This window comes from Kocuria nitroreducens (genome assembly GCF_042879195.1).
GTDB classification, from domain to species: Bacteria; Actinomycetota; Actinomycetes; order Actinomycetales; family Micrococcaceae; genus Kocuria; species Kocuria nitroreducens.
Genome location: NZ_JBHZTC010000018.1, coordinates 15,822 through 41,718, shown reverse-complemented (window position 1 = coordinate 41,718; position 25,897 = coordinate 15,822). Strand labels below are relative to the sequence as shown.

The following is a 25,897-nucleotide window of genomic DNA, read 5'->3' as shown; positions in this document are numbered from 1 at the left end:
TCCTGGTCCCGGACGTGCGTCACCCCGCCGGGTCGCGCTCGGCCCCGCCGGCCTCCGGCCCGTCGGCCGAGGCCGGCACCCGCCGGTCGTCGGCCGAGTCGTCCGCGTGCAGGTGGGCGCGCTCGCCGTCGTGGTCGAGGACGGTGAGGATCTCCACCGGCCCGCCCTGCGCCACGATGGCGTGCGGGACCATCGTGGAGAACTGCGCGGCCTGACCGGCCTCGACCACGATGACCCGCTCGCCGAGGTGGAGGCGGGCGGTTCCGGAGAGCACGGTGAACCAGTCCCGGCCCGGGTGCACCGCCAGCCGGGCCGGGGCGGGCGGCCGGCCCGGCTGGATGCGCATCTTGGCCACGGTCATCCCGTGCAGGGCCCGCTCGGAGGAGAGCAGCCACGTGGTCAGCCCCGGCGTGCTGCTGGGCTGGGGGCGGATCACCACGTCCTCGTCCTCGGGGGACTCGACGAGCTGGTCGAGCGAGGTGTCGAGGGCCCGGGCGATGGGCACGAGCTGGTCGAGGGCGATCCTGCGGTGCCCGGTCTCGAGCCGGCTCAGCGTGGACGGGCTGAGGTGGCACCGGGCCGCGAGCGAGTCCAGGGACCAGCCGCGCGCCAGCCGGAGACCGCGGATGCGCCGGCGGATCACGGCGTCCAGGTCAAGTTCTTGCGTCATGAGCAAGATGGTATGTCTTGTGCGCATAGGACGTCTACCGTGGTGCCGTGGCCGGAAGTTCCCGGCCGGAGGAGATCGCAGGAGAGCAGAGGTGTGCCATGAGCCGGAACTCGTCCCATGACGTGGTGGTCGTCGGAGGCGGTGCCGCCGGCCTGAGCGCCGCCGTCGCCCTGGCGCGCTCCCTGCGCTCGGTGGCCGTGGTGGACGCCGGCGAGTCGCGCAACGCCCCGGCCGGCGGTGCGCACAACCTCCTCGGCCGCGAGGGGATCCCGCCGCTCGAACTGCTCGCCGTCGGCCGGCGGGAGGCCGAGCAGTACGGGGCGGAGATCGTGCGGGACCGCGCCGTCACCGCCCGGGCCGCCGGAGACGGGTTCACGGTCGGTCTCGCCGGTGGCGGCGTGCTGCGCGCGCGGCGGCTGCTGCTCGCCTCCGGGCTGGTCGACGAGCTCCCCGACCTGCCCGGCGTGCGGGAGCTGTGGGGGCGGAGCGTGCTGCACTGCCCCTACTGCCACGGGTGGGAGGTCCGCGGCCGGCGCATCGGCGTGCTCGGTGCCGGGCCCATGAGCATCCACCAGACGCTGCTGTTCCGGCAGCTCAGCGAGGACGTCACCTTCTTCCCGGACCGGATGCCGGACCCCGGTGCCGAGGCGTGGGAGCAGCTCTCCGCCCTCGGGGTCCGCGTGGTCGAGGGGCCCGTGCAGCGGCTGCGCCTCGAGGAGGACGTCCTGCGCGCCGTGGTCCTCGAGGACGGTCCGGAGGTCCCGGTGGACGCCCTGGTCGTGGCGCCCCGGCTCGTGGCCCGGGCCGACCTGTACGAGCAGCTCGGCGGCACCCTGACCGACCACCCCGCGGGGGCGCTGATCGCCGCGGGCCCGATGGGCGGCACCGAGATCCCCGGGGTGTGGGCGGCCGGCAACGCCGGCGACCTCTCGGCCATGGTCTCCTCCGCGGCGGGGGCGGGGGTCGGCGCGGCCGCGGCGATCAACGCGGACCTCGTGGCCGAGGACGCGGCCGCCGCCGTGCGGGCACGGGCAGCCGTCTGACCACCGCCGGGCCCGACCGGGTCCCGCCGCCCTGTCGCACAGGACCAGCCCCGCAGCACCACCGTCCGGCAGCACCGCCGTCCGGCAGGCCGTCCGGGGGGCGACCCGTGGGGCCCCGACCGGACCTACCATGGACCGGACCCACCGCAACGTGCCACGGCGAGGAGCCCCATGCACCGCATCCCCGAAGAAGTCGACACCCCGGACGTCCTCATCGACCGGGACACGCTCGAGCGGAACGTCGAGCGGATGGCCGCGGCCGTGCGCGAGCGGGGGCTGCGGCTGCGCCCGCACGCCAAGACGCACAAGGTCCCGGAGATCGCCGCGCTGCAGCTCGCCGCGGGCGCGGCCGGGCTGACCGTGGCCACGCTCGGGGAGGCCGAGGTCTTCGCCGCGCACGGGGCCGAGGACCTGTTCATCGCGTATCCGCTGTGGGTCGGTCCGCGGCAGGCGGAGCGCCTGCGCCGGCTGAGCGCCGCGGTCCGGATCAGTGTCGGCGTGGACTCGGCCGAGGCCGCCGCGGCCATGGGCGAGCAGCTGGGGGACGCGGCGGGCGACATCGCCGTGCTGGTGGAGGTCGACAGCGGCCACCACCGCAGCGGGGTCCGCCCGGAGGCCGCCGCGGACGTCGCCCGCGCCGCGGCCCGGGCCGGCCTGCGCGTCGAGGGCGTCTTCACCTTCCCGGGGCACAGCTATGCCCCCGGCATGCCGGTCGAGGCCGCCGCGCAGGAGCAGCAGGCCCTGGACCGGGCGGCCGGGCAGCTGGAGGCCGCGGGCTTCGCGGTGCTGCGCCGCAGCGGCGGGTCCACGCCCAGCGCGCTGCTGACCGACAGCGCCGCGGCCACGGAGGTGCGGCCGGGGGTCTACGTCTTCGGCGACGCCCAGCAGCTGGAGCTCGGCCGGTGCGCCCTCGAGGACATCGCCCTGACCGTGGCCGCGACCGTGGTCAGCCGGCACGAGGGCGGGGACGCGGTGCCGCGGCGGGTCGTCCTGGACGCCGGCAGCAAGGTCCTCGGCAGCGACCGGCCGGCCTGGGCCACGGGATACGGTCGGCTGATGGACCACCCGGACGCCCGGATCACGGCGCTGTCGGAGCACCACGCCACGGTCGTCTGGCCCGAGGACGCCCCGCTGCCCGCTCTCGGCGAGCGACTGCGCGTGATCCCCAACCATGTGTGCCTCACCATGAACCTCGTCGACGACGTGGCCGTGGTGCGCGGCGGGGCGCTGCTGGAGCGCTGGACCGTGGCCGCGCGGGGCCGCAACTCCTGACCCCGCCGCGTCAGCGCGGCGGCGGCGGCGGAGCGGGCGCGCCCTTCGGCGGAGCGATCCTGGGGAACGTGCGGGAGGGGCCCGCCGCGTCCGCGGTCTCCTGGGCGCCCGAGGCCCCGGGCCAGGCGCGGCCGGCGGCCGGATCCCAGCGGGTCTCGACCACCTTGCGCTGCACGACGATCGCCAGCGCCAGCACCCCGAGTCCGATCAGGGCGATGACCACGATGCCGCCGACGGACCCGATCTTGGCCGCGGAGCCCACGGCGATCCCGAACCAGCCGAAGTCGGCGTCGCCGAAGGTGGTGTTCTCGTCGCCGAAGGCGCCCAGGACGGACAGCAGGAACGCGGGCAGGAACGTGATGAGCAGGCCGTTGACGAAGCCGCCGGCGAGGGCTCCGCGGCGCCCTCCGGTCGCGTTGCCGTAGACGCCGGCCGCACCGCCGGTGAAGAAGTGGGGGACGAGCCCCGGCAGGATCAGGGCGAGCCCGAGGGCGGGGTTGAGCCAGACGGAGAGGACGAGCAGCCCGAGCAGACCTCCCACGAAGCTGGCGAGGAAGCCCAGCAGCACGGCGTTCTGCGCGTAGGGGAAGACGATCGGCGCGTCGAGGGCCGGGATGGCGCCGGGGACGACCTTGGCGGCGATGCCCTGGAAGGCCGGGACGAGCTCGCCGAGGATGGTGCGCACGCCGAAGAGGATGACGGCGACGGCCACGCCGAACTGCAGGCCCTGGGTAATCGACATCATCAGGTAGTTGCCCACGCCGGTGGCGCCGCCCTCGAACGCGGTGAAGGCCTCCTCGGTCCCGGCCCGGGCGAGGAAGAGCACGGCGAGGACCACGTACATCAGGGCCATGGACAGCGCGGTGGCCACCATGGAGTCGCGGAGGAAGCGCAGCCCCTCCGGCAGCTTCGTGTCCTCGGTGGACCGGCTGTTCTTCCCCACGACCTGCCCCACGGCCCCGGCGGCGATGTACCCGGCGGTGCCGAAGTGCCCGATGGCCACGCTGTCGTCACCGGTGATCCGGCGGGTCCAGGGGTGGGCGAGGGCCGGCAGCGACACCATGAGGATGCCGAGCAGCACGGCGCCGAGCAGCACGGTCACCCATCCGTCGTACCCGGCGGTGGCGAGGATGATGGTCAGCATCGTGGCCATGAACAGGACGTGGTGGCCGGTCAGGAAGACGTAGCGCAGCGGGGTGAAGCGGGCGAGCACGAGACTCGCGGCGAAGCCGAGGATCATCAGCCACGCGACCTGGGCCCCGTACTCGGCCTGGGCGATCCCGGCGATGGCCTCGTTGGTGGGGATCACGCCCTGGGCGCCGGTGGCGCCCAGGATCATGGCGCCCAGGGGCTCCAGGGAGGCGACCACGAGGGTGGCCCCGGCGCCGATCAGCAGGAAGCCGAGCGTCGCCTTAATGGCGCCGCCGATGATCTGGCCGGTGCTCTTGCGCAGGGCGGCCAGGCCGACAGCGGTGATGATGCCGATGAGGAACGCCGGGACGGCGAGGATCTCGCTGACCAGGAACTCGGGGATGCTGACGAGCCAGTTCACGGATTGCCTGCCTCAGACGTCGTAGAGCTCGCGCAGGGCGGCGTCGAGCTCGGTGGTGCTAGTGAAGTTCTCGATCACCTTCACGGGGACACCGACGTCCCCGAGGGTGCGGGCGATCTCCCCGGAGGTGAGGATCAGGTCGGCCTCCTGGGCCTTGCCGCGGGCCGAGATGGTGTCGGTCGCCTCGACCGTGAGGTACCGGCTCCAGCCCCAGCGGTCGAGCACCTGCTCCAGGGTGTTCTTCAGGAACAGGCTCGTGCCGAGCCCGTTGCCGCAGACGGTCAGGATCTTGTTGCGGCTCTCGGCGGCGGTCTCCGTCCGCGCGGGCGTCGCCGTGGCGGTGGTCGCGGAGGTCGTCGCGGACGAGGTCGGCACGCCGGCTGACGGTGTGTCCTCCGAGAGCGCGGAGAGCACGGAGAGCATCTCCTCGGACGTGCTCGCCCGGTCCAGGGCCGCCCGGGTCTCGGGTGAGCCCAGCAGAGTGGCCAGGTCCCGCATGGCCCGCACGTGCGCCGTGCTGTCGTCGGCGGCCAGTGCCACCACGTGGGTGACGGGGTCGTTCGTGGCGTGCCCGAACTCGACCGGCACGGCCAGCCGGACCCAGGACATCGCCGTGCGGTGCACGGCCCCCGTGGGCCGGGCGTGGGCGAAGGCGAAGCCGGGCGCGACGACGATGTACGGGCCGTTCTCCTCGACGTTGGCGATCATGGCCCGGGTGTACTCGCCGCCGGCGGCGCCCCGGCGCTCGAGGAGCTCGCCGGCGCGGGCGACGGCCTCGCGCCAGTCGCCCGCCGGTTCGTCGAGGCGGATGGACGCGAGATCCAGCAGACGGCTGAGGTCGGACATGTCGACCATCCTAGGCCGGGAGCGCCGGGTCAGCCCCTGCGGCGCGTCCGGAGCAGGGCGGCGATCCCGGCGACCAGACCGAGCACGCCGGCGACCACGGCGACCCAGGTCAGGGCGTTGTCCGTGGACGACTGCCCGGTCGGGGACGCGTCGGCGGCGGTCGCCTCGGCGGAGTGCTCGGCGGACGCGCCGTGGGCGTGGCCCTCCGTCTCGGCGGCGGTCGTGGTCAGGGAGGGCGCCGGGTGCTGCGGCTCCTCCTCGCCCTCGGCGGCGGTCTGGTCCCAAGCCACGGTGCGGCCGTCGGTGTAGGACTGGGTCGCCGGCATCACCAGGGTGGTGCCCTCGGCCGGCAGCGGCCCTGCCGAGACCGTGAAGGTCTGGAACTGGTCCGGGGCGATCGCGTGCTCCTCGTCCGCGGTCCAGGTGATGGTGGTGACGGCCTCGGTGACGGCGCCCTCCCCCACCGGCACCGGCTCCGGCAGCTCCTCCTCGGTGAGCTCGGCGGTCCAGCCCTCCACCGGCTGCACCCGCACCGACCCGAGCGGGGTGTCCGTGGGCAGCCGCACCTCGAGCCTGTCGGTGGAGGCGGTGTCGGACTCGTTGGGCACGGTGAACGTGATCCGGGCGTAGCCCTCGGCCGCGGTGGTGGTGGAGGACGCCGAGACGTGCGCGGCGGCCGGCGACAGGCCGATCACCGTCAGCCCGGTCGCGAGCAGCAGGGCGGAACCGGCCGCGGCCACGCGGGAGGTCGGGTGGGTCATGGGATGGGGAGCCTTTCGTGCGTGCCTCCGGGACCCGGGGGCGTGGGCAGCGCCGGGTCCGTCGTCGGTGACGGCTGTGGCGCGCTGCCCCCGCGCCGGGACCGCCCGGCGTCGCGCCGGGTGACCAGCACGAACCTACCGGCGGCCGGACTCCGGCACACCATCCGGGGGGTGTGGTGATGCGCACGTCCGTCCCGATCTGCGGCGCGGATCTGGCAAGCTGGCGGAAGCACCCGCCCCGCCCGCCGGAGGCCACGGGGGAGCGGAGGCGCACCAGCACCCCTGAGCCGGCCGCTCCGGCCTGACTCCACCGGATGCGCGCCCGCCGGTGAGTGCCCCCGTCCCGCCCTGTCCCAGGAGCTGCCATGAGCGTCACGTCCGCGCTGTGCCCGGAGATCGCCGGACGCCGCGCCGTCGGCGAACGCCGGCCGCTGCTGCGCACCCAGGGAGGGCTGGGATGAGCCGGGGCTCCGTGCCTGCGCGCGGCCTGCCGTGGATCGTCGTCGGCATCGTGCTCGTCGCGCTGAGCCTGCGCGGGCCGATCATCGCCCCGACCCCCGTGATCTCGCAGCTCCAGGCGGATCTCGGGCTCTCGTCGGCGACCGCGGGCCTGCTGACGGGCCTGCCGGTCCTGCTCTTCGCCCTGGTCACTCCGCTGGCGTCGAAGCTGATCGGGCGCTTCGGGCCGGAGGCGGCGGTCCTGGCATGCCTGGCGGGCGTGCTCGCCGGGACCGTGGTCCGTTCGGCCGGCCCCGCCCCGGTGGTCCTGGCCGGCACCGTGGTCATCGGCGCCGCGATCGCCATCGGCAACATCGTGGTCCCGGTGATCATCCGCCGGGACGTCTCCTGGCGCCGGGTCCCCGTGGTGACCGCCGCCTACACCGCCTCGCTCAACGTCGGGTCGATGATCACCGCCCTGGGCACTGCGCCGCTGGCCGCGGTGGTGGGTTGGCGCTGGGCGCTGGCCGCCTGGGGCGTGCTGACGCTGGCGGCCCTGGTCTTCTGGCTGGGCGTGGCGCGCCGCCGGGCCGGCACGCCGCCCGCCGCCCCCACCCCCGCCGAGCCCACCACCGCCACCGGGGTGCTGAGGGCTGCTCGGGGCACCGCGCTGGTCCGGCGGACCGGCTGGTGGCTGACCTTCGCCTTCTGCGGGCAGGCCTTCTCCTACTACTCCGTGACCGCCTGGTTGCCCACGCTGCTGGCCGACACCCGCGGGCTGAGCCTGGCGGCCTCCGGGGCGAGCGCCTCGCTCTTCCAGGTCGCCGCCATCGCGGGGGCCCTGGGGGTGCCCCTGGTGGCCGCCCGCACCCCGGCGTGGGCGCCCGTGGCCGTCATCGGCGCGCTGTGGATGGCCCTGCCGGTCGGCCTGCTGGTGGCACCCGAGGGCTATCTCCTCTGGTCCGCCGTCGGCGGCATCGCCCAGGGCGGGGGCTTCACCACGATCTTCTCGATCGTCGCGCGCATCGTGCGGACCGACGCCGAGGCCGCGGGGACCTCCGCCCGCATCCAGGGCAGCGGCTACCTGGCCGCGACCGTCGGCCCGCCCCTGGTCGGCGCGCTGAACTCCGGCACCGGAGGGTGGACCGTCCCCCTGCTGGTCGTGCTGGGCGCCACCGTGGTGTTCCTGGTCGGCGGCCTCCTGGCCGTCGCGGAGACCCGCCGCCGCCCGTAGGCGCACCCGCCCGGGGAGGTCCCCGGCGGCCGCCGGGAACCCCGGGATCCCGGGGCGGGACGCCCGCCTCGCCGAGAGCGCGTCCTCGCCGAGCGGATTAGGGCAGAGATGTGTCAGCTAATCCGGAACGGACTGTTACAGTCGAGCCACGAACTACTGAGGGTGCCCTAACCTGCCCCGATCCGCTCGACCGAAGGCCCCACCCATGATCCGTGGAACCACGCTCCCCGCCGGCACGCCCGTCCCCCTCCCCCGGGGCACGGCACGGGCTCCCGGCCTCGACGGCGACGTCGCGCTCGCGGGCCGCCACGGGATCCTCCTCGCCCGACGCGACCGGGATCTGCCCACCGAACGGATCACGGACGGCAGTGTGGAGGCGGTCCTGGCCCGCCTGGGCGAGGTCACCCGTGAGGTGGTCGACGCCGGTGCCCGGACCCGCGGCGCCGCGCGGCCGGTGGTATGCGGCACCATCCCCTTCGACCCGGACGAGCCGGCCGACCTGTTCCTCGCCGAGCGGCCCGTGTGGGTGCCCCGCCCGGCGCCGGCGGCCCCGGTGCCCCTGGCGCGGCAGCTCGTGCCCGCCGCCCCGGCGCCGGAACCCGACCACCGCGAGGCGCTCGCCGAGGCCCTGGACCGCATCGGCCGCGGCGCCGCACAGCACCTGGTGCTGGCCCGCACCCTGGACCTGGAGCTCCCCGCCCCCGTGGACCTGGACCGGTTGTGGGACGAGCTGGTGGCCCGCGCCCCGGGCGGCCACGCCTTCCTGGTGCGCCCCCGGGACGGCGGCCCGGTCCTCGGCGCGGGTCCGGAGCTCACGGCCGAGGTGCGGCCGACCGGCTTCGCCGCCCATCCCTACACCGGTTGCGCCGCACGCCACCTCACGGTCTCGGGCGACGCGGCCGCCCAGCAGTCCCTGCTGCGCTCCCCCACCGCGCGCCGGCGACACCAGCACGTCGTCGAGCAGCTGTCCCGCCGTCTGGCACCGCACGCCGCGTCCCTGGACGTGCCCGGGCAGCCGAGCGTGCTGGGCACCGACGCCGCCTGGCACCTCGCGACCCGCCTCACCGGCCGGCTGCACCGGGGCACCAGCGCGCTGCACGCGGCGGTGGCGGTGCACCGTGCCGCCGCCGGTGGTGGCGCCCCGTCACGGGATGCCCTGTCCCTGATCCGTGAGCTCGAGCCGCGGCCCCGCGGCGCCTTCGCGGGTCTCGTGGGCTGGACCGACGCCGCCGGGCACGGCCAGTGGGTGCCGGTCCTGCGCAGCGTCCACCTGCACGGCGCCCAGGCCCGGCTGCACGCCGCCGCGGAGCTGGACCCCGCTTCCACCGTGGACGGCGCCCTGGCGGAGACGGCGGCGAACCTCGGCACCGTGCGAGCGGCACTCTCGGCCGCCGGCGCCCTGGAGCGGGCCGCCGCGGTCCCGGACGCCGCCTGACCGGTCACGTCCGAGAAGCGGCATCGACCCCCGCCGCCGGGACCGGAGCTCAGTCGAGCTCGACCACGGTGATCGGCAGGGGCATGGACTCGGCGGTGAAGGAGGTCTGCTCGGAGAACGGCACGCCCGCCTCGTCCCGGCCGAAGCACAGGGCGAGCACCTCCCCCGGCTCGGTGCCGGCCATCAGCGTCCAGTGCTGGCCGGCGGCGTCCACGGCGTGGGCCTGGTGGTCGAGGTCCGCCTCTCCCTCGACGTCGGCGAAACGGGCCCGGTAGGCCTCCAGCTCCTCGGGGGTCTGCAGCACCCCGGCGGAGACGACCGCCTCCTCGTCGCCGGTGACGGCCGGGGCCACCGGATAGGCGATGCGGAACGGCGGCTCGAGCACCTCCAGCAGCTCCCGGGCGGGCGTGGCGTCGTCGCCGCGCAGCCAGAGCCGGCCCGTCGCGTCGACGAAGCCCGTGTACTCCTCGTCGTTGGGGTAGAAGCAGAGGAAGCCCGAGCCCGGGATGCGCGCGGCCAGCCCGGTGAGGTCCGCGGCGTGCTCCACGGTCAGGAAGCGGGTGAGGGGCTCCAGCGGCAGGGGTTCCACGGGCGATGTCTCCTAGCGGTGCGGCGGGGCGGCGGGACGACGACGAGGCGGTCGCGCCCGGACGCTCTACGCTACGCCGCCGGCGCCCGGTCGTGGGACGGTTCCGCTCGGCGGATGCCGGGTACCGCCGTTCGGCCGGGAGGCGGCGGCCCGTCGTCCTACGCGCAGTCCAGCGCGGTGCGCAGCGTCTCGAGGTTGGTGCGCATGACCTGCTGGTAGTCGGCGTTCTCGTCGGCCTGGCCCTCCACCGGGTCCAGCACCGCCGACTCGATCCCGTGCTCGGCCGCCAGGGTCTCGGCGACCTTCGGGTTGACCAGGGACTCCGCGAACACCGTGGTGACGCCCTCGGCCTCGACGACCTCGCCGATCTCGGCCAGCCGGGCCGGGGAGGGCTCGGTGTCCGGGTCGAGCCCGGCGATGGCCACCTGCTCGAGGTCGTACTTGTCCGCCAGGTACCCGTAGGCGTCGTGGGAGACCACGACGGTGTTCCGCTCGCAGGTGGCCAGCCCCGCGGCGAACTCCTCGTCCAGGGCGGCCAGCTCCGTGGTCAGCTGCTCGGCGTTGGACTCGTAGACCGCGGCGTGGCCCGGGTCGACCTCGGCCAGCTCGTGGGCGACCTCCGTGGCCACCGCGGCCAGCCGCTCCGGGTCCAGCCAGAAGTGCGGGTCCTCCCCGCCGTGGTCGTGGCCGTCCTCCCCGGACGCTGCTGCGTGGTCGTCCCCGGCGTGCTCCTCCCCGCCGTGGGCTTCTCCGGTGTGCGCCTCCTCCGCGGACCCGTGCTCCTCGGCGGAGTGGGACTCCTCGCCCTCCACCCCGGCGTGCGCCGCGTCGAGGACGTGCTCGGGAGCCGCCTGGGCCACCGCGTCGTCGACCGCCGGCTGGAACCCGGAGAGGTACACCACGGCGTCCGCGGTGCGCAGTCCGTCGACGGCGGCCGGGGACAGCTCCAGGTCGTGCGGTTCGGCGCCGGCCGGGGTCAACGACTCCACCTCCACGAGCTCCCCGCCGACGCGTTCGGTGACGTACTGCAGCGGATAGAAGGAGGCCTGCACGCTCAGCGCCTCCCCCGCGCTCCCCGCGGTGGCGGCCGTCGGATCGGCCGAGCCGGAGGCGCAGGAGGCCAGTGCGAGTGCGGCGGTCAGGGAGAGCGGAACGGTGAGAGCACGAGACGGGGTCATGAGAACAATTCTCAGCCAATCTGAGAATCATTGTCAAAACACCGGCGGAGGGGGCCGCTCAGGAGCCGCGCCGGCAGGTGTCGCAGGTCCCGTGGATCTCGATCGCGTGGGAGACCTCCGTGAACCCGTGCCGGCGGGCGGTCTGGGTGGCCCACCGCTCGACCTGGGTCTCGGCGACCTCCACGGTGTGCCCGCAGCGGCGGCACACCAGGTGGTGGTGGTGCTCGGTGCGCCGGCAGCGGCGGTACCGGGTCTCCCCTCCCGGGGCAGCGAGGGCGTCGACCTCCCCGGCCTCGGCCAGGGCGTTGAGGTTCCGGTAGACGGTGGCGAGGGAGACGGACTCCCCCTGCTCCCCCAGCATGGCGTGGAGCTGCTGGGCGGAGCGGAACTCGGGGGTCCGCTCGAGCAGCTCGGTCAGGGCGGAGCGCTGACGGGTGGTCCGGGACATGGTCATGCTCCTCGCAGCTGGAGGTCGTCCTCGACGTCGTGGAGGCGGTGCGCGCCGTGCGGTCCGCCGTGGCGCCGGGTGCGCCCCAGGAGGGGGCGGGCGATCAGGGCCAGCACGTAGCAGGCGATGGCCAGCACCACGATCGTGGCCCCCGGGGACAGCGGGTGGAAGTAGGTGACGGACAGGCCGGTCACGCAGACCCCGACCCCCACGGCCATGGCCGCCCCCATGGTCCCGGCGAAGGAGCGGGCGACCAGCTGGGCCACGGCCACCGGGACGATCATCACGGCGGAGACCAGGAGGACGCCGACCACGCGCATCGACACGGACACGGTCAGGGCGGCCATGACAGCCACCAGGATGTTCAGGGCCCGCACCGGCAGACCGGTGGCGAGGGCGAACTCCTCGTCGTGGCACAGGGAGAACAGGGCCGGGCGGAGGCCGAGCCCGAGACCGAGGACCACCGCGGCCAGCCCGGCGGTGAGCCAGACGTCCAGGGGGGTGACGGTCGCGATGGAGCCGAAGAGGTAGCCGGTGAGGTTCGCCGACGTGCCGCCGGCCAGTCCGATGAGCAGCACTCCGCCGGCGATGCCGCCGTAGAACAGCAGGGCCAGCGCGACGTCGCCGCTGGTGCGTCCCTTGGTGCGCATCACCTCGATGAGCACCGCGCCGATGACGGCCGCGACCACCGCTCCGGGCACGGCCAGGGCGTCGTGCGGGGTGAGGCCGGCGGCCGAACCGGCCAGCCAGCCCATGGCCACCCCGGTCAGGGCCACGTGGCCGATGCCGTCGCCGAGCAGGGCCAGTCGCCGCTGGACGAGGTAGGTGCCGATCACCGGCGCGGAGACGCCCACCAGGGCCGCGATCAGCAGACCGCGCTGCATCAGCGGGCTGGCCAGCATGGTGGCGAGGGTCTCGATCATGGTCACTGCGGCTTTCCGTGGAGATCGGGGGCGGTCGGAACGGCGGAGGGCGCGTCCCCGTGGGGGTGCAGGTGCTCGTGATCGGGGGCGTCGTGCCCCGGTGCCGGCAGCGGAGGGCTGCCGTCGTGGACGATGCGTCCGTGGCGCAGCACCACGGCGCGGTCCAGCAGCGGCGCCAGCTCGCCCAGCTCGTGGAGCACGACCAGGAGCGTGGTGCCGTCGGCCTGCAGCTGCGCCAGGATGCGGGCCACGGCCTCCTTGGAGACCTGGTCCACTCCCGACAGGGGCTCGTCCAGCAGCAGCAGCCGGGGCCGCCGCACCAGCGCCCGGGCGATCAGCACGCGCTGCTGCTGGCCGCCGGAGAAGATCGCCACGCTCTCCCGCGCCCGGTCGGCCAGCCCGACCTGCTCCAGGGCGTCGAGGCACGCGCGCCGGCCGCCTGTGCCCGGGCGCAGGCGCCGGTGCCCCGTCAGCCCCGAGGCGACGACCTCCAGCGCGGTGGCCGGCACCCCGGCGCCGACGCCGACGCGCTGGGGGACGTACCCGATGCGCGCCCACGGCACGGCCCGGCGCGCGCCGGTGACGTCGGCGCCGAACAGCCGGGCCTCGCCGGACGCGGCGGGCACGACGCCGAGCAGGGCCTTGATCAGGGTCGACTTCCCGGAGCCGTTGCCGCCCATCAGCGCCACCGCCTCGCCGTCGGCCACGGCCAGGTCCACCCCGCGCAGCACGGGAGCAGCACCGAGGACCACGGTGAGGTCCTCGGTGCGGATCGCCGAGCGGTCCGCAGGAGCCGGCACCGGCGGACCGGATCGAAGTTTCATGAGAGCCATTCTCAAGAAAATGAGAACGAGGGTCAATTCGACGCCGGTGGAGCGGCGACGTGGTTCCGGCGGGATCAGCTCCGCACCGGCCCCGCCGGAGCGGCGCTCCCCACGCGCTCCGTCCCGGGGCCGGGAGCGGGGAGCGTGGTGGCCGGTCCCGCCCCGGGCCCCGCCGTCCGCCGCGCTCCTTCGGCGCTGGAGAGCGAGACGGCCAGGACGGAGGCGAGCACCAGGGCCCCGGCGGGACCGAGCACGGTCCAGGGGGCCCGTTCGACGTAGCCGATGCCCTCGGCCAGGAGCAGCCCCCACTCCGGGGCCGGGGGCTGCTGCCCCAGTCCCAGGAAGCCGAGCGCGGCGATGGCCAGGGCGGTGCCGGGCAGGCGCAGGATCGCGTGCCGGGCCACCTCCGGCAGCAGAGCGGGCAGGACGGTGCCGGCCAGGACGCGAGCGCGGCCCACCCCCAGCAGGGGCAGCACCCGCACGTAGGGGCGGGCCGAGATCTCGGCGACCAGGGCGGCCGTGTGGGCCGCCAGGGGCGCCCAGCTCACGAGGGTCACGGCCAGGGCGGCCCCGGCCGCCGACGGGCCGGCCACCGCGACGACGAGGATGCCGGCGATGATCGGAGGCGCCGCGTTGGTGACCTCCACCGGGCCGGTGGACCACGCCCCGGTCACCCCGATGACCAGGCCGAGCAGCAGGCACGCGGCGACCACGACCAGGGCCAGGCCCAGGGTGTCCAGCGCGCCGTGGCCCACGCGCGCCAGCACGTCGCGGCCGGACGCGTCGGCCCCCAGCGGCAGCGCCCAGGAGGGCGGCTCGAGCCGGGCGTGGGCGGAGGTGTAGGGGTCCCGGAACAGTCCCGCCGCGAGCAGGGCCAGCAGCAGCCCGGCCGAGCCCGCCGGCACCGCCCACCACGACCGGCGCCGCTCCGGCGGCGGCCCCGGGACGGGCAGGTCACCGGAGCGGGCGGCGGGCCCGAGCAGCGATCGGCGGACCAGGGCGGCCGACCCACCGCACAGGGCGGCGAGAGCGAGCAGCAGGAGGACCCCCGCCTGCAGCACGGGGACGTCCTGGGACGCGGCGGCGCCCAGCAGGGTCCGGCCCAGACCGGGGATCGCGAAGACCTCCTCGACCGGCACGGCTCCGCCGGTGAGCCCGACGACGACCAGTGCGAGCTGCCCGATCACCCCGGGCAGGGCCCGGTGCAGGGCGGCGGCGGTGATCCGGGCCCGGGAGTGCCCGGCCACGGCCCAGGTGTGCACCCAGCGTTCGGCGAACGCCCCGGCGAGCGCGGTGGTGAGCAGCCGGCCGATCAGTCCGCCCGCGGGCAGGCCGAGGGCCAGGGCCGGCAGCACCACGTGCTGGGGACCGCGCCACCCGTAGGGCGGCAGCCAGCCCCACCACACCGCCAGGACGATCAGCAGCACGGCTGCCAGCAGGAACTCCGGCAGCGCGGTCAGCGCGGCGGCCGCCGCGCCGGCCCCCCGGGAGGGACGCCCGGCCAGCCCGTTCCGGACGGCGGGGACGCAGACCAGGGCGGCCATGACCAGGGCGACGGCCAGGGCCGCGCCCATCAGGGTCAGGGACACCCCCAGGGCGTCCAGGACACCGGGCAGGACCGGGCGCCCGCTGATCCAGGAGGTGCCGAGGTCCCCGGTGAGCGCGCCGGACGCCCAGTCGGCGAAGACCGGGACCGGGCCGCGGTCCAGGCCCAGCTCGGCCCGGACCTGGGCCAGCACCTCGGGGGTGGCCGGCCGGTCGGCGTAGCGGGCGCGCAGGACCGTGTACTCCGGGCTGTTGCCGGACAGCCACGGCAGGGCCCCGGTGAGCACGACCACGGCGGTGAACGCCAGGACGCGCGAGATCAGGGCCGCCACCCCTCCCCGGCCCGTCACTCGGCCCCTCGCTCGGCCCGCCACTCGGCCCGTCACTCGGCGACGGTGGTCTCGGCCGTGATCAGCTCGCGCTCGCGCGGATCGCGGGCGGCGCCCACCACACCGTTCTGCTCGCCCTGGATGACGCGCTCGTGCAGCATCGGGATCGCGGCGTCCTCGGCCAGGATCGTCGCTTCGGCGGCCAGGATCGCCCGGCGGCGCTCCTCGCCGGGTGTGGCCTGCTCCGCCCGGTCCAGGGCCGCGTCGACGGTCTCGGAGCAGAACTGGGAGAGGTTGAAGGAGCCCTCGCAGCCGAAGTCGCTGACCATGTAGGCCACCGGGTCACCGGAGTCCAGCACGGTGGCGCGGGAGAGGACGAAGGCGTCGAAGTCGCCCTCGAGGGCGTCGGCCTCGATGTACTGGTACTCGCGGACGTCGAGCTCCACCTCGAAACCGGCGGCCTCCAGCTGCTGCTGGAGCTGGACGGCGACCTCGGGCAGCTCGGCGCGGTCGGTGAAGGTGCCGATGGTGATCTTCTCCCCGGCCGGGTCCCCGGCCTCGGCGCGGGCGGCGAGCGGCTCACGGTACTCGTCGGTGTCCCGGCCCTCCGCGGCGTAGGGGATCGCCGGACCCAGCAGGCCGGCGGCCACATCGGCCCGGCCCTCGTAGACCCCGTCCACGAGGCTCTGCGGATCGAGGGCCTGGCGGGCGGCCGCGCGCAGGGCGGGGTCGGCGAACGGGCCGTCCTCGGTGTTGAGGTAGAGCGTGTTGGTGCGCGGCATCGGCACCTCCGTCAGCAGCTCCTCGTCGACCTGGGCGGCCTGTCCGACCGGGACGGACTCGACGACGTCGGCCTCCCCGGTGCGCAGCGCGGCGGCCCGGGCGGTGCCGTCGGGCACGAAGGACACGTCGATGCCGGCGGCGGCGGCCGGGTCGCCCCAGTAGTCCTCGTAGCGCTCCAGGGTGGCCCCGGAGGTGCCGTCCAGGGCGGTGAGCTCGAAGGGCCCGGTGCCGTGGCCCACCGGGGTCACCGCGGTCCCCTCGTAGGCGGCCGGGGCCAGGACCGACAGCTGCGGGCTGGACAGCCGCTGCGGGACCAGCGGGTCGACCTCCGCGGTGGTGACCCGCACGGTGTCGCCCTCGGCCGTCACGTCCATCTCCACCCCGTCGAGGATGCGCGGGGCCGGCTCGGCCGCCACGGCCCGGGCCAGGGAATCGGCGGCGTTCTGCGCGGTGAGCTCGGTGCCGTCGTGGAAGGTGACACCGTCGCGGATCGTGAAGGACCAGGTGGTCTCGTCGAGCTGCTCCCACGCGGTGGCCAGCATCGGCTGCGCGTCCCCGGCCTCGTCCAGGCGGACCAGGGTCTCTCCGGTCGACCAGCGGGAGAGCTTGAAGGCGTCGTCGCTGAACGGGGACAGCGCCGAACGGGGTGGCTGCATCATGGCCGCCCGGACCCGGGCGTCGGTCGAGCCGCCGGCTCCCCCGGCGGCGGAGGTGCCGGAGCTGAAGCAGCCGGTGAGCAGCAGCAGACTGACCGCGGCGAGACCGAGGCCGGTGCTGCGGGGGGCGAGGCGGAGAGCGGAGGGGCGAGGGGACATCAGGGGGGCCCTTTCGGTGCGGTGACGGATGGACGGGGACGCGAATGGTGGAGTCGGGATCCCGGGAGCCCGGTGCGCCAGGAGCACCCGGGGCAGGGCGACGGCGGACAGCAGGGCGAGCAGGATCAGCGGGACCCGCGGTGTGCCGGCCCACCACGGGTCCCGGTCGGTCACCGGCACCGTCCGCTCCGGCAGGGTGCGCTCAGGCGGACAGTCGCGGAACCGCATCCACCAGCTCCTGCGTCGTCGGGTGCCGAGGAGTCTCGAGGAGCCGGTCGGTGGGGCCCTCCTCCACCACCTGTCCGTGGTCGAGCACCAGCGCGCGGCCGCACAGGGAACGGACCGCGGTGAGGTCGTGGGAGATGAACAGCAGCCCCAGGCCTCCCCGGACGTGCTGGTCCTCCAGCAGGTCCAGCACCTGGTTGCGCAGCGGCAGGTCGAGCCCGCTGACCGCCTCGTCGGCCAGGAGGATCCGGGGCCGGGTCACCAGGGCCCGGGCGATGGCCACGCGCTGGGCCTGGCCGCCGGAGAGCTCGTGGGCGCGCCGGCCCAGGTGGTCGGCGCCGAGACCGACCTGCGCCAGGGCGTCCCGGACCAGGCGCAGGTGGTCGCCCGGGATGCGGAAGCGGCGCAGCGGCTCCCGCAGCTGGCGTTCGACGCTGCGCCGCGGGTCCAGGCTGGAGGCGGGGTCCTGCGGGATGTACTGGACGGCCTGCCGGGCCCGCCGGATCTGCCGCCGGCCGATCAGGGGCACGCCGTCGAAGAGGACCTCGCCGCGGTCCGGGCGCTCCACGCCCAGCAGCAGGGACAGCAGCGTGGACTTGCCCGACCCGGAAGGTCCCACCACTCCCAGAGCCTCGCCCTCGCGCACCGCGACGTCGACCCCGCGCACGGCTGCCACGGCGCCGGAGCCCGTGCCGTAGGTCCTGGTGAGCCCGACGCCGTGCAGCGTCGCCGGTTCTGCCTGCCACATCACGAGGCCACGCCCAGCGGGGCCGCGGTGGGACGGAGACCGGCGCGGGCGGCCTCGACCAGGGCCGCGGTGAAGGGCGCCTGCGGCGCTTCGACCACCTGCTGGATCGGCCCGGCCTCGACCACCCGCCCCCGTTCCAGGACGACGACGTCGTCGCACAGGTCGGCGGCGACCGCCACGTCGTGGGTGACGAACAGCAGCCCGCCGCGGCCCTCGCCGGTGCAGCGGCGCAGGGCCTCGACCACCTGGCGCTGACTGATCATGTCCAGGGCCGTGGTCGGCTCGTCGGCCACCAGCAGGTCCGGAGCGGCGGCCACGGCGAGCGCCAGGCACACCCGCTGCCGCTGTCCGCCCGACAGCTGGGAGGGACGGGCGTGCAGGATACGCTCCGGATCCTCGAAGCCGACCTCGCGGAGCAGCCCCTCCACGACCCGGCCGGCGCCCGCAGCATCAAGGCGTCGCCGCCGGGCCACGGCGGGCAGGAGCTGCCGGTCCAGGCGCACCACGGGGTTCAGCGCGGCCTGGGAGTCCTGGAAGACCGCCGCCATGCCCGGGCGCCGCCCCGGCGCCTGGCGCCAGGGCAGGTCACGGCCGGCGACCCGCAGCGAGCCCTGCACCTCGAACCGGTGCCCGAGCAGACCCAGCAGGGCCAGCACCGCCAGGGACTTCCCCGACCCCGAGGCTCCCAGCAGGGCCACCCGCCGTCCGGGCACCACCTGGAGGTCCACTCCCTGCAGCAACGGCCGCCCGGCCACGGAGACACCGAGGCCCCGCACGTCCACTCCGGTCGCACCGCACATGCTTTCCCCTTGCCATCAGCCGCCTCAACAGGCTCTCATGGTAATGAGTTTCATTCTCAGAAACCAAGTCGGCGTGACCCGGGGGTGAGAGGTTCCCGCACAGGGCAGAGGCTTCCGGGTCCGAGCAGGGGCGACCGGCTCAACGCTGGTCGAGCCGCCGGCACCGGGACGGGTGATGCCCGCCCACGGGACGATGAGGGCCCGGGGTCACCGGGTCCCGCTCAGCGGGGTCCCGCACCCGGGCAGCGACGTCAGCGGTGGAGCCGGACGCTCAGCCGCGGCAGCAGGACCTGGACCAGCGGCCCGATGGCCAGTGCATAGAGCACCGTGCCCAGGCCCACAGTGCCCCCGAGCAGCCACCCGAGAAGCACCACGGTCACCTCGATGGAGGTGCGCACGATCCGCACGGATCCCCCGGTGCGTCGCACCAGGCCGGTCATCAGCCCGTCGCGCGGGCCTGGCCCCAGGTGCACACCGATGTAGGCGGCGGTCGCCACGGCGTTGAGGAGGACGCCGGCGAGCACGAGCAGCACGCGCAGCGGCATCGACTCGACCGGAGGCAGCACCAGCAGCGTCGCGTCGAGCACCACCCCGACCACCAGGGCGTTGCTGATGGTGCCGAGCCCGGGGCGTTCGCGCAGCGGGATCCACACGAGCAGCAGGAGCAGGCTGACGACGACGATCACCGTGCCGATGCTCACCCCGAACTGCCGGGAGAGGCCCTGGTGCAGCACGTCCCACGGGGTGACACCGAGCTCGGCACGCACGAGCAGACCCAGGGTGATGCCGTAGAGCACCAGCCCGGCGAACAGCTGGACGAACCGGCGGGGCAGCCTGCGCGATTCCGGCCGGTCGATCGAGCGGGCCAGGGCACGCGGACTCCAGTTCATGCGGACCATCTTCGCACCGCCGGGGCACTCGCGGCGCACGGGCACAGGCGCGGCGCACGGGCACAAGGTCAGCATCAACAGCGAGGCAGCGGTCCGCCCACGGCGCCGTCGAGCCCCCGCGTCGTCGAGCCCCGCGCCGTCGAGCCCCATGACGCCCGGTGCACGACTTGTGGGTGTTCCCGGAGGTGGAACAATGCACCAATTCCTTTTTTCGCGACCGGAAGGTGCTTCGTGACCGGCTTGGAGCTCGCCGTCGTCGCGCTCGTGGTGAGCGTGGCGTCCTGCCTCCAGGGCGCGATCGGCTTCGGCCTGGGCCTGCTCGCCGCCCCCGTGATCGCCCTGTTCGATCCCACCCTGCTGCCCGGTTCCATCGTCCTGGTGGCGGCCGGGCTCACCGTGCTCGGCGTGCTGCGGGACCGCGCCGCCGTGGACGTCAAGGACGCCAGCTGGGCCGTGATGGGGCAGGTCCCCGGCACGGTGGCGGGAGCCCTCCTGGTGGCCGCCCTGCCCGCCCGGACGCTCGCGCTGGTCCTGGCGGGTACCGTGCTGCTCGCGGTGCTGCTCAGCGTGTGCGGCTGGCAGCCGCGGCCGCGGCCCGCGACCGTCGCCGTCGCGGGGGCGGCCTCCGGCCTCCTGGGGACGGCCACGTCCATCGGTGGCCCGCCCATGGCCCTCGTGTGGCACGGGTCCTCGCGCGCCCGGATGCGCGGCACCATGAGCGCGTTCTTCCTGTTCGGCACGCTGCTGTCCCTCACCGCGCTGACGGCGGTGGGATCGATCGACCGCCGGACCCTGCTCTTCGCCGCCGTCCTCCTGCCGGCCATGGTCCTCGGCTTCGCGGCGTCCGGCGCCGTCAACGCACGGATCAACCGGCAGGTCGTCCGGCGGGTGGGCCTCGGCGCCTCCACGCTGGGCGCCGTGCTCGTCCTGCTGCAGGCGCTCTGAGCAGGACCGCCGACGACGCCGCCGGCTCGCGGCGTCCGGGAGGGACCGCTCATCACCCCAGGTAGCGGCCCGGACGGTGGTTCATGGCCAGCACGGTGTTGAGCACCACCACCCCCAAGGCGGAGAGCAGCACGCCGACCGGCGGCACCACCGTGAGGGCGAGCAGGACGACGGCGACGTCGAAGGCCAGCTGAACATGTCCGGCCCTCCAGCCGAGGCGCTCCTGGGCCAGCAGCGCCAGGACGTTGAACCCGCCGAGACTGGCGGAGTGGCGGAAGACGATGAGCACCCCGATGCCGATGAGCAGGTTGCCCGCCAGGATCGCGTAGCGCGGGTCCGGGCTGAGCCCGCCCAGCCCGGCCGGGTGCACGGAGGCCAGGACGGAGACGAGCGCTACCGCGATCAGCGTGCGCAGCGTGAACACCCAGCCCTTCTTCCACCACGCGAGGGCGAGGAAGGGCAGGTTGACGCCGACGAAGACCACCCCGAACGGCAGCCCGGCGGCGTAGCCGACCAGCAGGGCCAGGCCCGCGGTCCCGCCGGTCACCGCCCCGACGGTGTGCAGCAGGTGCAGGCCGAACGAGACCACGAAGGTGCCGACGAGCAGGCCGGCCGCGTCCTCGAACCGGGTGTGGCGCAGGGCGGACGGCGGATCTGCCGGGCCCCGGGACGCGCCTGGGCCCGGCAGGGCGTCGTCGGGACCGGACCTTCTCACAGGGTTCCGCGCACGGCGGCCGGCTGGGCACTGATGCTGCTGATCGATATCACGAGCAGATAGTAGCCGGGAGCCTCCCGCCGGCCGGTGCGGGCGATCCGTGCGGTGGCACCCACGCTCGGCATCCGGCCACGAGGATCCGGAGTTTCGTGCCGGTCGCCCGGCTCTCGGCGCCGTGCTCGAGCGCGGCCACCGCCTCCTCGATGGGACAGGTGGCGCGGCTCAGGGCACCGGCCCACCGCCGGGGACGCGGCGAGCTCGACGGCCCGCCGAGAGGAGTCGGCGCAGCGGGACACAGTCTCGGCCCGCAAATCCCGGGCCGGGGCCGCGGCGGCGTCCGGGCGCACCGGGTGCCCGAGGAGACGCCGAGGACGGCGCTCCCGTCCGGTGACTGTCCGCCGGTCAGGCCTTCCGGACGGTGAGAGCGACATTGGGGCAGGAAGCGGCGATCCGGGTCAGGGCGGCCTTCTCGGCGCTGTCGACCTTGAGGCCCCAGCGGATCTTCACCGCGACCCACTCCCCCACGTAGCCGCACCGGTTCCTCGGCGGCATCCAGGACTCGGGGCCGCGGGCCTGCTTGGCCGAGTTCAGCGCAGAGGTCTGGGCGCTGAGCGCGCGGTGGTCGCCGAGGTCGTTGTAGAACGCCACGCGCTTGGCCTTCGTCCAGTTCCGGGCCCCGGAGCCCCAGGCCTCGTGGACGGGCACGGTGTGGTCGATCTGCACGGTGGTGGCCGAGGTGTGCACTCGCCCGTCCCAGGTGGTGATCCAGCGCCCGCCCTTGACGGTGCACCGCTTGCTGGTGGTGAAGCTGATGCTCGCCCTGGACTCGTTCTGCAGCACCTCGGCGCGGGTGTTCTGGCAGTCGCGGTTGGCGTCGTTCCAGGTGCCGAACTGCGCGGCCCGGTCGTAGCCGGCATTGCTCTCCGCGGCCACGGGCAGGGACTTCACGGCGGTGCGCAACGAAGCGCTGTAGGTGGTCGCCGCCTCGGCGGGCACGGCGCCGCCGACGAGGACGAGTCCGGCCACGACCACCGAGGCCGCGGCCGCCCGGAGCGGGCCGCCGGAGGCGGAACCGGCGTGGGGAGTGCGGGCACGGGACAACAATCCGAGGAACATCGGGGGCCTCCAGGATGAGGGGAGTGAGGCGCCGTCGGGGGCGTTCCCTCATCCTGGCATTGCCATTGCAAATACATGCGTTGTGTCGTGATAGCACTTCTGGGGACAACCGCCCCGACGACGGCGTGCCCCGCCCGCTCACAGCCCCTGCGGGCCGGGCACGTGCTCGAACACGAGGCTGGTCTGGGTCGCGGCCACGACCGGGTTCGAGGACAGGTGCTCGATCACGAACTGGCGGATGTGCTCGGTGTCGCGCACCCGGACGTGGATGAGGAAGTCGTCGACTCCACCCAGGAAGAAGTACTGGGAGACCTCCGGGACGGTCTTCAGCGACTCCCCGAAGGCGGCCATCTGCTGCCGGGCCCCGGGGCGCAGCCGCACGCTGATCAGCGCCTCGATGGTCTGCCCCAGCGCCTTGGGCTCCACCTCGATGGTGAAGCGGCGGATCACGCCCGCCCGTCGCAGCGCCTTGATCCGGGCCAGGCACGTGGACGGCGCCACGCCCAGGGTCTCGCTCAGGGCCTGGTTGGTGGCCCGGGCGTTGTCCCGCAGCAGCCCGAGCAGCCGGAGGTCGAGGTCGTCGAGCTGGTGGGCGGGCCGCAGATCCTGCGGCGAGCGCGGTGTGGGATGCGTCACAGACCGATCCATTCTGCCAGTCTTGCTGGTTGTGCCGAATGATCTTCGAGCGTACAGCGGAGAAGAGGCAGAAATTGTAGATTTTGCTTACCGCATCACCGTTTCTTCGGAAGGGCCCACCATGATCGTCTCCGTTCCCCGCGAAGTGAAGAACAACGAGTACCGGGTGGCCATCACCACCTCGGGCGTGCACGAGCTGGTCGCCCGCGGCCACGAGGTCCTCGTCGAGGCCGGCGCGGGTATCGGCTCCGGGATCCCCGACGACGCCTACACCGCCGCCGGCGCCCGGATCGTGGCCGGCGCGGACGAGCTGTGGGCCCGGGCGGACATGATCCTGAAGGTCAAGGAGCCGGTGGCCGCCGAGTACCACCACTTCCGTGAAGGCCTGGTGCTGTTCACCTACCTGCACCTGGCCGCCGAGCCCGAGCTGACCCGTGCCCTGCTGGAGGCCGGGGTCACGGCCATCGCCTACGAGACGGTCCAGACCGCCGACCGGCGCCTGCCGCTGCTGGCCCCGATGAGCGAGGTCGCCGGGCGGCTGGCCGTCCAGGCCGGGGCCGCAGCCCTGACCGCCCCGGCCGGCGGCAAGGGCGTGCTGCTCGGCGGGGTGCCCGGGGTGCGCCCGGCGAAGGTCACCGTCCTCGGTGCGGGCGTGGCCGGCACCAACGCGGCCGCCATGGCCGTGGGCCTGGGGGCGGACGTGAGCATCCTCGACATCAACGTGGATCGGCTCCGCCAGCTCGACGCCCAGTACGCCGGGCGCCTGACGACGATCGCCTCCAACGCCCTGGAGGTCGAGCGCGCCGTGACCGAGGCAGACCTCGTCATCGGCTCCGTGCTCGTCCCCGGGGCGAAGGCCCCGAAGCTGGTGACCAACGCCATGGTCGCGGCCATGAAGCCCGGCAGCGTGCTGGTGGACATCGCCGTGGACCAGGGCGGGTGCTTCGCCGACTCCCGCCCCACCACTCACGAGGACCCGATCTTCCGGGTGCACGACACCTCGTTCTACTGCGTGGCCAACATGCCCGGAGCCGTGCCGAACACCTCCACCTACGCGCTGACCAACGTCACCCTCCCCTACGCCGTGGCCCTGGCGGACCGCGGCGCCGAGGCCGCGCTGGCCGCCGACCCCGCCCTGGCCGCCGGGCTCAACGTCCACGCCGGGCGCGTCACCCACCGCTCCGTGAGCGAGGCCCACGGCCTCGACTGCACCGAGCCCGCGCTCGCGGCCGCCTGAGCACCCGCGCTCGCCCCCGGGGCGGTCCGTCGTCAACGACGGCGGGCCGCTCCGGCGTGCACTCAGGGACGACAAGTTCCCGCTGTCAGCGCTCGTCGAGGCGCTCGACCAGACGTCGAAGAGCGTCATCGAGTCGACGGCCGGCATCCGCGCCACGGACGATGGAGCGATGACCGACCTGGCCGGCCGCACCGTGCTGATCGCGGGCGCCACCAGCGCGTCCGGACTGGCGGCGGCACGAGCCCTGACCACGGCCGGCGCCCGCGTCGTGGCCACCGGGCGCCGCGCGGAGAAGCTCGCTCCCCTCGCAGCCCTGGGGGCCCACACGGAGACGGTGGACCTTGCCGACGAGCGCGCCGTACTCGACCTCGCCCGCAGGCTGCACGACCGCGGCGCGTCGATCGACGGGCTCCTCCACCTCGTCGGCGGCTGGCGCGGCGGCGGTGGGCTCGCCGGGCAGACGGAGGAGGACTACCGGGCGCTGGAGGCCTCCTTCACCGCGCTGCGCCACCTCAGCCGCGCCGTCGACGACGACCTGCGGACCTCGCCGGCGGGACGGCTGGCGATCGTGTCCTCGACCGCGGTGGACCGCCCGCTCGCGGGTGGCGCCAACTACGCCGCCGTGAAGGCCGCGAGCGAGGCCTGGACCCGGGCGGTGGCGCAGGGATATGCAAAGGCCGCCCGCGAGGCCGGCGAGCCGCTGCGCGCTGCCGCGGTGATCTTCCGGGTGAAGGCCCTGGCCGGCCTGGAGGACCGGCTCGCGGACGCCTACGCCGGACTGTGGGCCGCCGAGGCGCCGGACCTGAACGACTCTGTCATCGAGCTCCAGCACAGGTGAGGCACTGACCGCGAGCGATCCACGACGCGGCTGCGGGGATCCGCCTCGGACGACCACATCCTCACTCGGTCCGGGATCCGAGCCCGGCGCGGTGGCACCCGCGGGTGCAGGCCGGTCACCGGAGACGTCCTACGACACCGCGGTCCTCGTCGTCCTCGGTCGCGACCGGAGAGCCCTGCCCCCGGTCGCGCTGTGCTTCAGACGATGCGCATCGCGGTGAGCTCGTAGACCCTGGCCGAGCTCGTCGCCGGTCCGTGGCAGGTCAGCTGATGCGGCGGGGCGGCGTGGGACTGCAGTTCGACGTCGATGAGGCCCGGCTGAGGTGGGCGGCCGGTGAGACGGACCCGCCAGCGGTCGCCGTCGCGGACTGATTCGGCGACCGTGTAGTCGTGGCGGCCGGCCGGGCCGAAGCGTTCGAGCGCGGCCGCGACAGCGGCCTGCTGCGGTGGGAACAGATCGGTGTACCCGCGCAGATGCTCCGCGTGCACCCGGCCGGCGAGGTGCTCCTCGACCGTGGTGACGGAGGACTCCGCGTCGAGTCCTCCGTAGTAGACGCCGTCCGGGGCGACGACCACGTTGGCGGCGAACCGGTCACCGCCGACGTGCGAGCACTCCCAGACCAGCTCCGGCCAGCGCTCGCTGAGGGCACTTCCCACGGGCCGTCCGCGCACAGCACAGCAGGGATCGTGCTGACCGTGGGCGCAGACCAGGAGGACGGGTGGATGGCCGAGCTCTCCGGGGACGCGGAGGGCCGTGGCGATCTCCGCGAGGTCCTCATCGCGGCGCCACGTCCCCCACTGCTGATGACAGGCGCCGGAGCTGTCCTGGCGCAGCACGGCCCACCGGCTGGGGCCCTCACGGCTGCGGCGGCCGTGTCGCCGGACCAGCAGGATTCGCGCCCGCGCTGCCTGCGCGGCGGAGGACACGAGGGCCTTGGCCTCGGGCTCCAGATCCAGGTCGTCGAAACCGTTGACGGGCCATGCGCCTCGGTACTCGATGAGGACCCACACCACGCCGCGCGGCGCCGTGCCCGCCATCGGGTCGCCGCGCCCCCGGGCTCCG

25 protein-coding genes are annotated in these 25,897 nt (G+C 74.8%); 7 read left to right on the top strand and 18 right to left on the bottom strand.

What is annotated here, in order from left to right:
* Positions 1–19: 19 nt before the first annotated feature.
* Positions 20–670, bottom strand: coding sequence for a helix-turn-helix domain-containing protein (locus ACFYE1_RS12950; RefSeq protein WP_387743384.1), 651 nt, complete (start codon positions 668–670; stop codon positions 20–22).
* A 98-nt stretch (positions 671–768) separates the two neighbouring features.
* On the opposite strand from ACFYE1_RS12950, the gene ACFYE1_RS12945 reads away from it, so the two are divergent.
* Together ACFYE1_RS12945 and ACFYE1_RS12940 are read left to right on the top strand one after the other, a co-directional pair.
* The gene (locus ACFYE1_RS12945; RefSeq protein WP_387743381.1) at positions 769–1,713 is read left to right on the top strand and encodes an NAD(P)/FAD-dependent oxidoreductase; all 945 of its coding nucleotides are present in this window, start codon (positions 769–771) and stop codon (positions 1,711–1,713) included.
* 171 nt (positions 1,714–1,884) lie between these two features.
* On the top strand, positions 1,885–2,985 hold the full coding sequence (locus ACFYE1_RS12940) for an alanine racemase (RefSeq protein WP_387743378.1): 1,101 nt from the start codon (positions 1,885–1,887) through the stop codon (positions 2,983–2,985).
* Between the two features lie 10 nt (positions 2,986–2,995).
* On the opposite strand, the gene ACFYE1_RS12935 is transcribed toward ACFYE1_RS12940, so the two are convergent.
* Genes ACFYE1_RS12935 through ACFYE1_RS12925 form a run of 3 tightly spaced genes read right to left on the bottom strand, consistent with a single transcriptional unit; the run spans position 2,996 to position 6,144 of the window.
* Complete coding sequence (locus ACFYE1_RS12935) at positions 2,996–4,537, bottom strand: PTS ascorbate transporter subunit IIC (protein ID WP_387743375.1); 1,542 nt, start codon at positions 4,535–4,537, stop codon at positions 2,996–2,998.
* A 12-nt stretch (positions 4,538–4,549) separates the two neighbouring features.
* A complete protein-coding gene (locus ACFYE1_RS12930; protein ID WP_387743372.1) occupies positions 4,550–5,383 on the bottom strand; it encodes a PTS sugar transporter subunit IIA in 834 nt (277 codons plus the stop codon).
* Between the two features lie 29 nt (positions 5,384–5,412).
* Complete coding sequence (locus tag ACFYE1_RS12925; RefSeq protein WP_387743369.1) at positions 5,413–6,144, bottom strand: YcnI family copper-binding membrane protein; 732 nt, start codon at positions 6,142–6,144, stop codon at positions 5,413–5,415.
* A gap of 457 nt (positions 6,145–6,601) precedes the next feature.
* Between ACFYE1_RS12925 and ACFYE1_RS12920 the strand changes: the two genes are divergently transcribed.
* Together ACFYE1_RS12920 and ACFYE1_RS12915 are read left to right on the top strand one after the other, a co-directional pair.
* Entirely contained in the window at positions 6,602–7,816 is a 1,215-nt protein-coding gene (locus ACFYE1_RS12920; protein WP_387743366.1) for an MFS transporter, read from the top strand.
* Between the two features lie 205 nt (positions 7,817–8,021).
* Entirely contained in the window at positions 8,022–9,251 is a 1,230-nt protein-coding gene (locus tag ACFYE1_RS12915; protein WP_387743364.1) for a chorismate-binding protein, read from the top strand.
* A 49-nt stretch (positions 9,252–9,300) separates the two neighbouring features.
* On the opposite strand, the gene ACFYE1_RS12910 is transcribed toward ACFYE1_RS12915, so the two are convergent.
* The 10 genes from ACFYE1_RS12910 to yczE all read right to left on the bottom strand — a co-directional run bounded on the left by ACFYE1_RS12910 (position 9,301) and on the right by yczE (position 19,357).
* Positions 9,301–9,840 carry a hypothetical protein gene (locus ACFYE1_RS12910; protein WP_387743361.1) on the bottom strand — a complete coding sequence of 180 codons (540 nt, stop codon included), beginning with the start codon at positions 9,838–9,840 and terminating at the stop codon, positions 9,301–9,303.
* Positions 9,841–9,998: 158 nt separating this feature from the next.
* Complete coding sequence (locus ACFYE1_RS12905; RefSeq protein WP_387743359.1) at positions 9,999–11,018, bottom strand: metal ABC transporter substrate-binding protein; 1,020 nt, start codon at positions 11,016–11,018, stop codon at positions 9,999–10,001.
* Positions 11,019–11,076: 58 nt separating this feature from the next.
* Positions 11,077–11,466 carry a Fur family transcriptional regulator gene (locus ACFYE1_RS12900; RefSeq protein WP_387743357.1) on the bottom strand — a complete coding sequence of 130 codons (390 nt, stop codon included), beginning with the start codon at positions 11,464–11,466 and terminating at the stop codon, positions 11,077–11,079.
* Between the two features lie 2 nt (positions 11,467–11,468).
* Positions 11,469–12,395 (bottom strand): metal ABC transporter permease, encoded by a 927-nt coding sequence (locus tag ACFYE1_RS12895; protein ID WP_449274641.1) that lies wholly within the window; start codon positions 12,393–12,395, stop codon positions 11,469–11,471.
* Complete coding sequence (locus ACFYE1_RS12890; protein ID WP_387743355.1) at positions 12,392–13,213, bottom strand: metal ABC transporter ATP-binding protein; 822 nt, start codon at positions 13,211–13,213, stop codon at positions 12,392–12,394. The genes ACFYE1_RS12895 and ACFYE1_RS12890 overlap by 4 nt, the downstream gene beginning before the upstream one ends.
* A 74-nt stretch (positions 13,214–13,287) precedes the next feature.
* Positions 13,288–15,090 (bottom strand): ABC transporter permease subunit, encoded by a 1,803-nt coding sequence (locus ACFYE1_RS12885; protein ID WP_387743352.1) that lies wholly within the window; start codon positions 15,088–15,090, stop codon positions 13,288–13,290.
* A 50-nt stretch (positions 15,091–15,140) separates the two neighbouring features.
* Positions 15,141–16,685 (bottom strand): ABC transporter substrate-binding protein, encoded by a 1,545-nt coding sequence (locus tag ACFYE1_RS12880; RefSeq protein ID WP_387743514.1) that lies wholly within the window; start codon positions 16,683–16,685, stop codon positions 15,141–15,143.
* A gap of 202 nt (positions 16,686–16,887) precedes the next feature.
* The gene (locus ACFYE1_RS12875; RefSeq protein WP_387743349.1) at positions 16,888–17,658 is read right to left on the bottom strand and encodes an ABC transporter ATP-binding protein; all 771 of its coding nucleotides are present in this window, start codon (positions 17,656–17,658) and stop codon (positions 16,888–16,890) included.
* Positions 17,658–18,458: an ATP-binding cassette domain-containing protein gene (locus tag ACFYE1_RS12870; protein ID WP_387743346.1), complete on the bottom strand. Its 801-nt coding sequence runs from the start codon at positions 18,456–18,458 to the stop codon at positions 17,658–17,660. The genes ACFYE1_RS12875 and ACFYE1_RS12870 overlap by 1 nt, the downstream gene beginning before the upstream one ends.
* Before the next feature lie 251 nt (positions 18,459–18,709).
* Complete coding sequence (gene yczE, locus ACFYE1_RS12865; protein WP_387743344.1) at positions 18,710–19,357, bottom strand: membrane protein YczE; 648 nt, start codon at positions 19,355–19,357, stop codon at positions 18,710–18,712.
* 222 nt (positions 19,358–19,579) lie between these two features.
* Between yczE and ACFYE1_RS12860 the strand changes: the two genes are divergently transcribed.
* Positions 19,580–20,293: a TSUP family transporter gene (locus ACFYE1_RS12860; RefSeq protein WP_387743342.1), complete on the top strand. Its 714-nt coding sequence runs from the start codon at positions 19,580–19,582 to the stop codon at positions 20,291–20,293.
* A 52-nt stretch (positions 20,294–20,345) separates the two neighbouring features.
* On the opposite strand, the gene ACFYE1_RS12855 is transcribed toward ACFYE1_RS12860, so the two are convergent.
* The 3 genes from ACFYE1_RS12855 to ACFYE1_RS12845 form a co-directional block, all read right to left on the bottom strand.
* Positions 20,346–21,008, bottom strand: coding sequence for a YitT family protein (locus ACFYE1_RS12855; protein WP_387743339.1), 663 nt, complete (start codon positions 21,006–21,008; stop codon positions 20,346–20,348).
* A 402-nt stretch (positions 21,009–21,410) separates the two neighbouring features.
* Positions 21,411–22,124 carry an HNH endonuclease family protein gene (locus tag ACFYE1_RS12850; RefSeq protein ID WP_387743337.1) on the bottom strand — a complete coding sequence of 238 codons (714 nt, stop codon included), beginning with the start codon at positions 22,122–22,124 and terminating at the stop codon, positions 21,411–21,413.
* Positions 22,125–22,262: 138 nt separating this feature from the next.
* A complete protein-coding gene (locus ACFYE1_RS12845; RefSeq protein WP_387743334.1) occupies positions 22,263–22,772 on the bottom strand; it encodes an Lrp/AsnC family transcriptional regulator in 510 nt (169 codons plus the stop codon).
* Positions 22,773–22,881: 109 nt separating this feature from the next.
* Between ACFYE1_RS12845 and ald the strand changes: the two genes are divergently transcribed.
* Both ald and ACFYE1_RS12835 read left to right on the top strand, forming a co-directional pair.
* Entirely contained in the window at positions 22,882–23,997 is a 1,116-nt protein-coding gene (gene ald, locus ACFYE1_RS12840; RefSeq protein WP_387743331.1) for an alanine dehydrogenase, read from the top strand.
* A gap of 169 nt (positions 23,998–24,166) precedes the next feature.
* Positions 24,167–24,835, top strand: a complete 669-nt coding sequence (locus ACFYE1_RS12835) for an SDR family NAD(P)-dependent oxidoreductase (protein ID WP_387743329.1) — start codon at positions 24,167–24,169, stop codon at positions 24,833–24,835.
* A gap of 197 nt (positions 24,836–25,032) precedes the next feature.
* On the opposite strand, the gene ACFYE1_RS12830 is transcribed toward ACFYE1_RS12835, so the two are convergent.
* Positions 25,033–25,872 carry a sucrase ferredoxin gene (locus tag ACFYE1_RS12830; protein WP_387743511.1) on the bottom strand — a complete coding sequence of 280 codons (840 nt, stop codon included), beginning with the start codon at positions 25,870–25,872 and terminating at the stop codon, positions 25,033–25,035.
* Between the last annotated feature and the right edge of the window lie 25 nt (positions 25,873–25,897).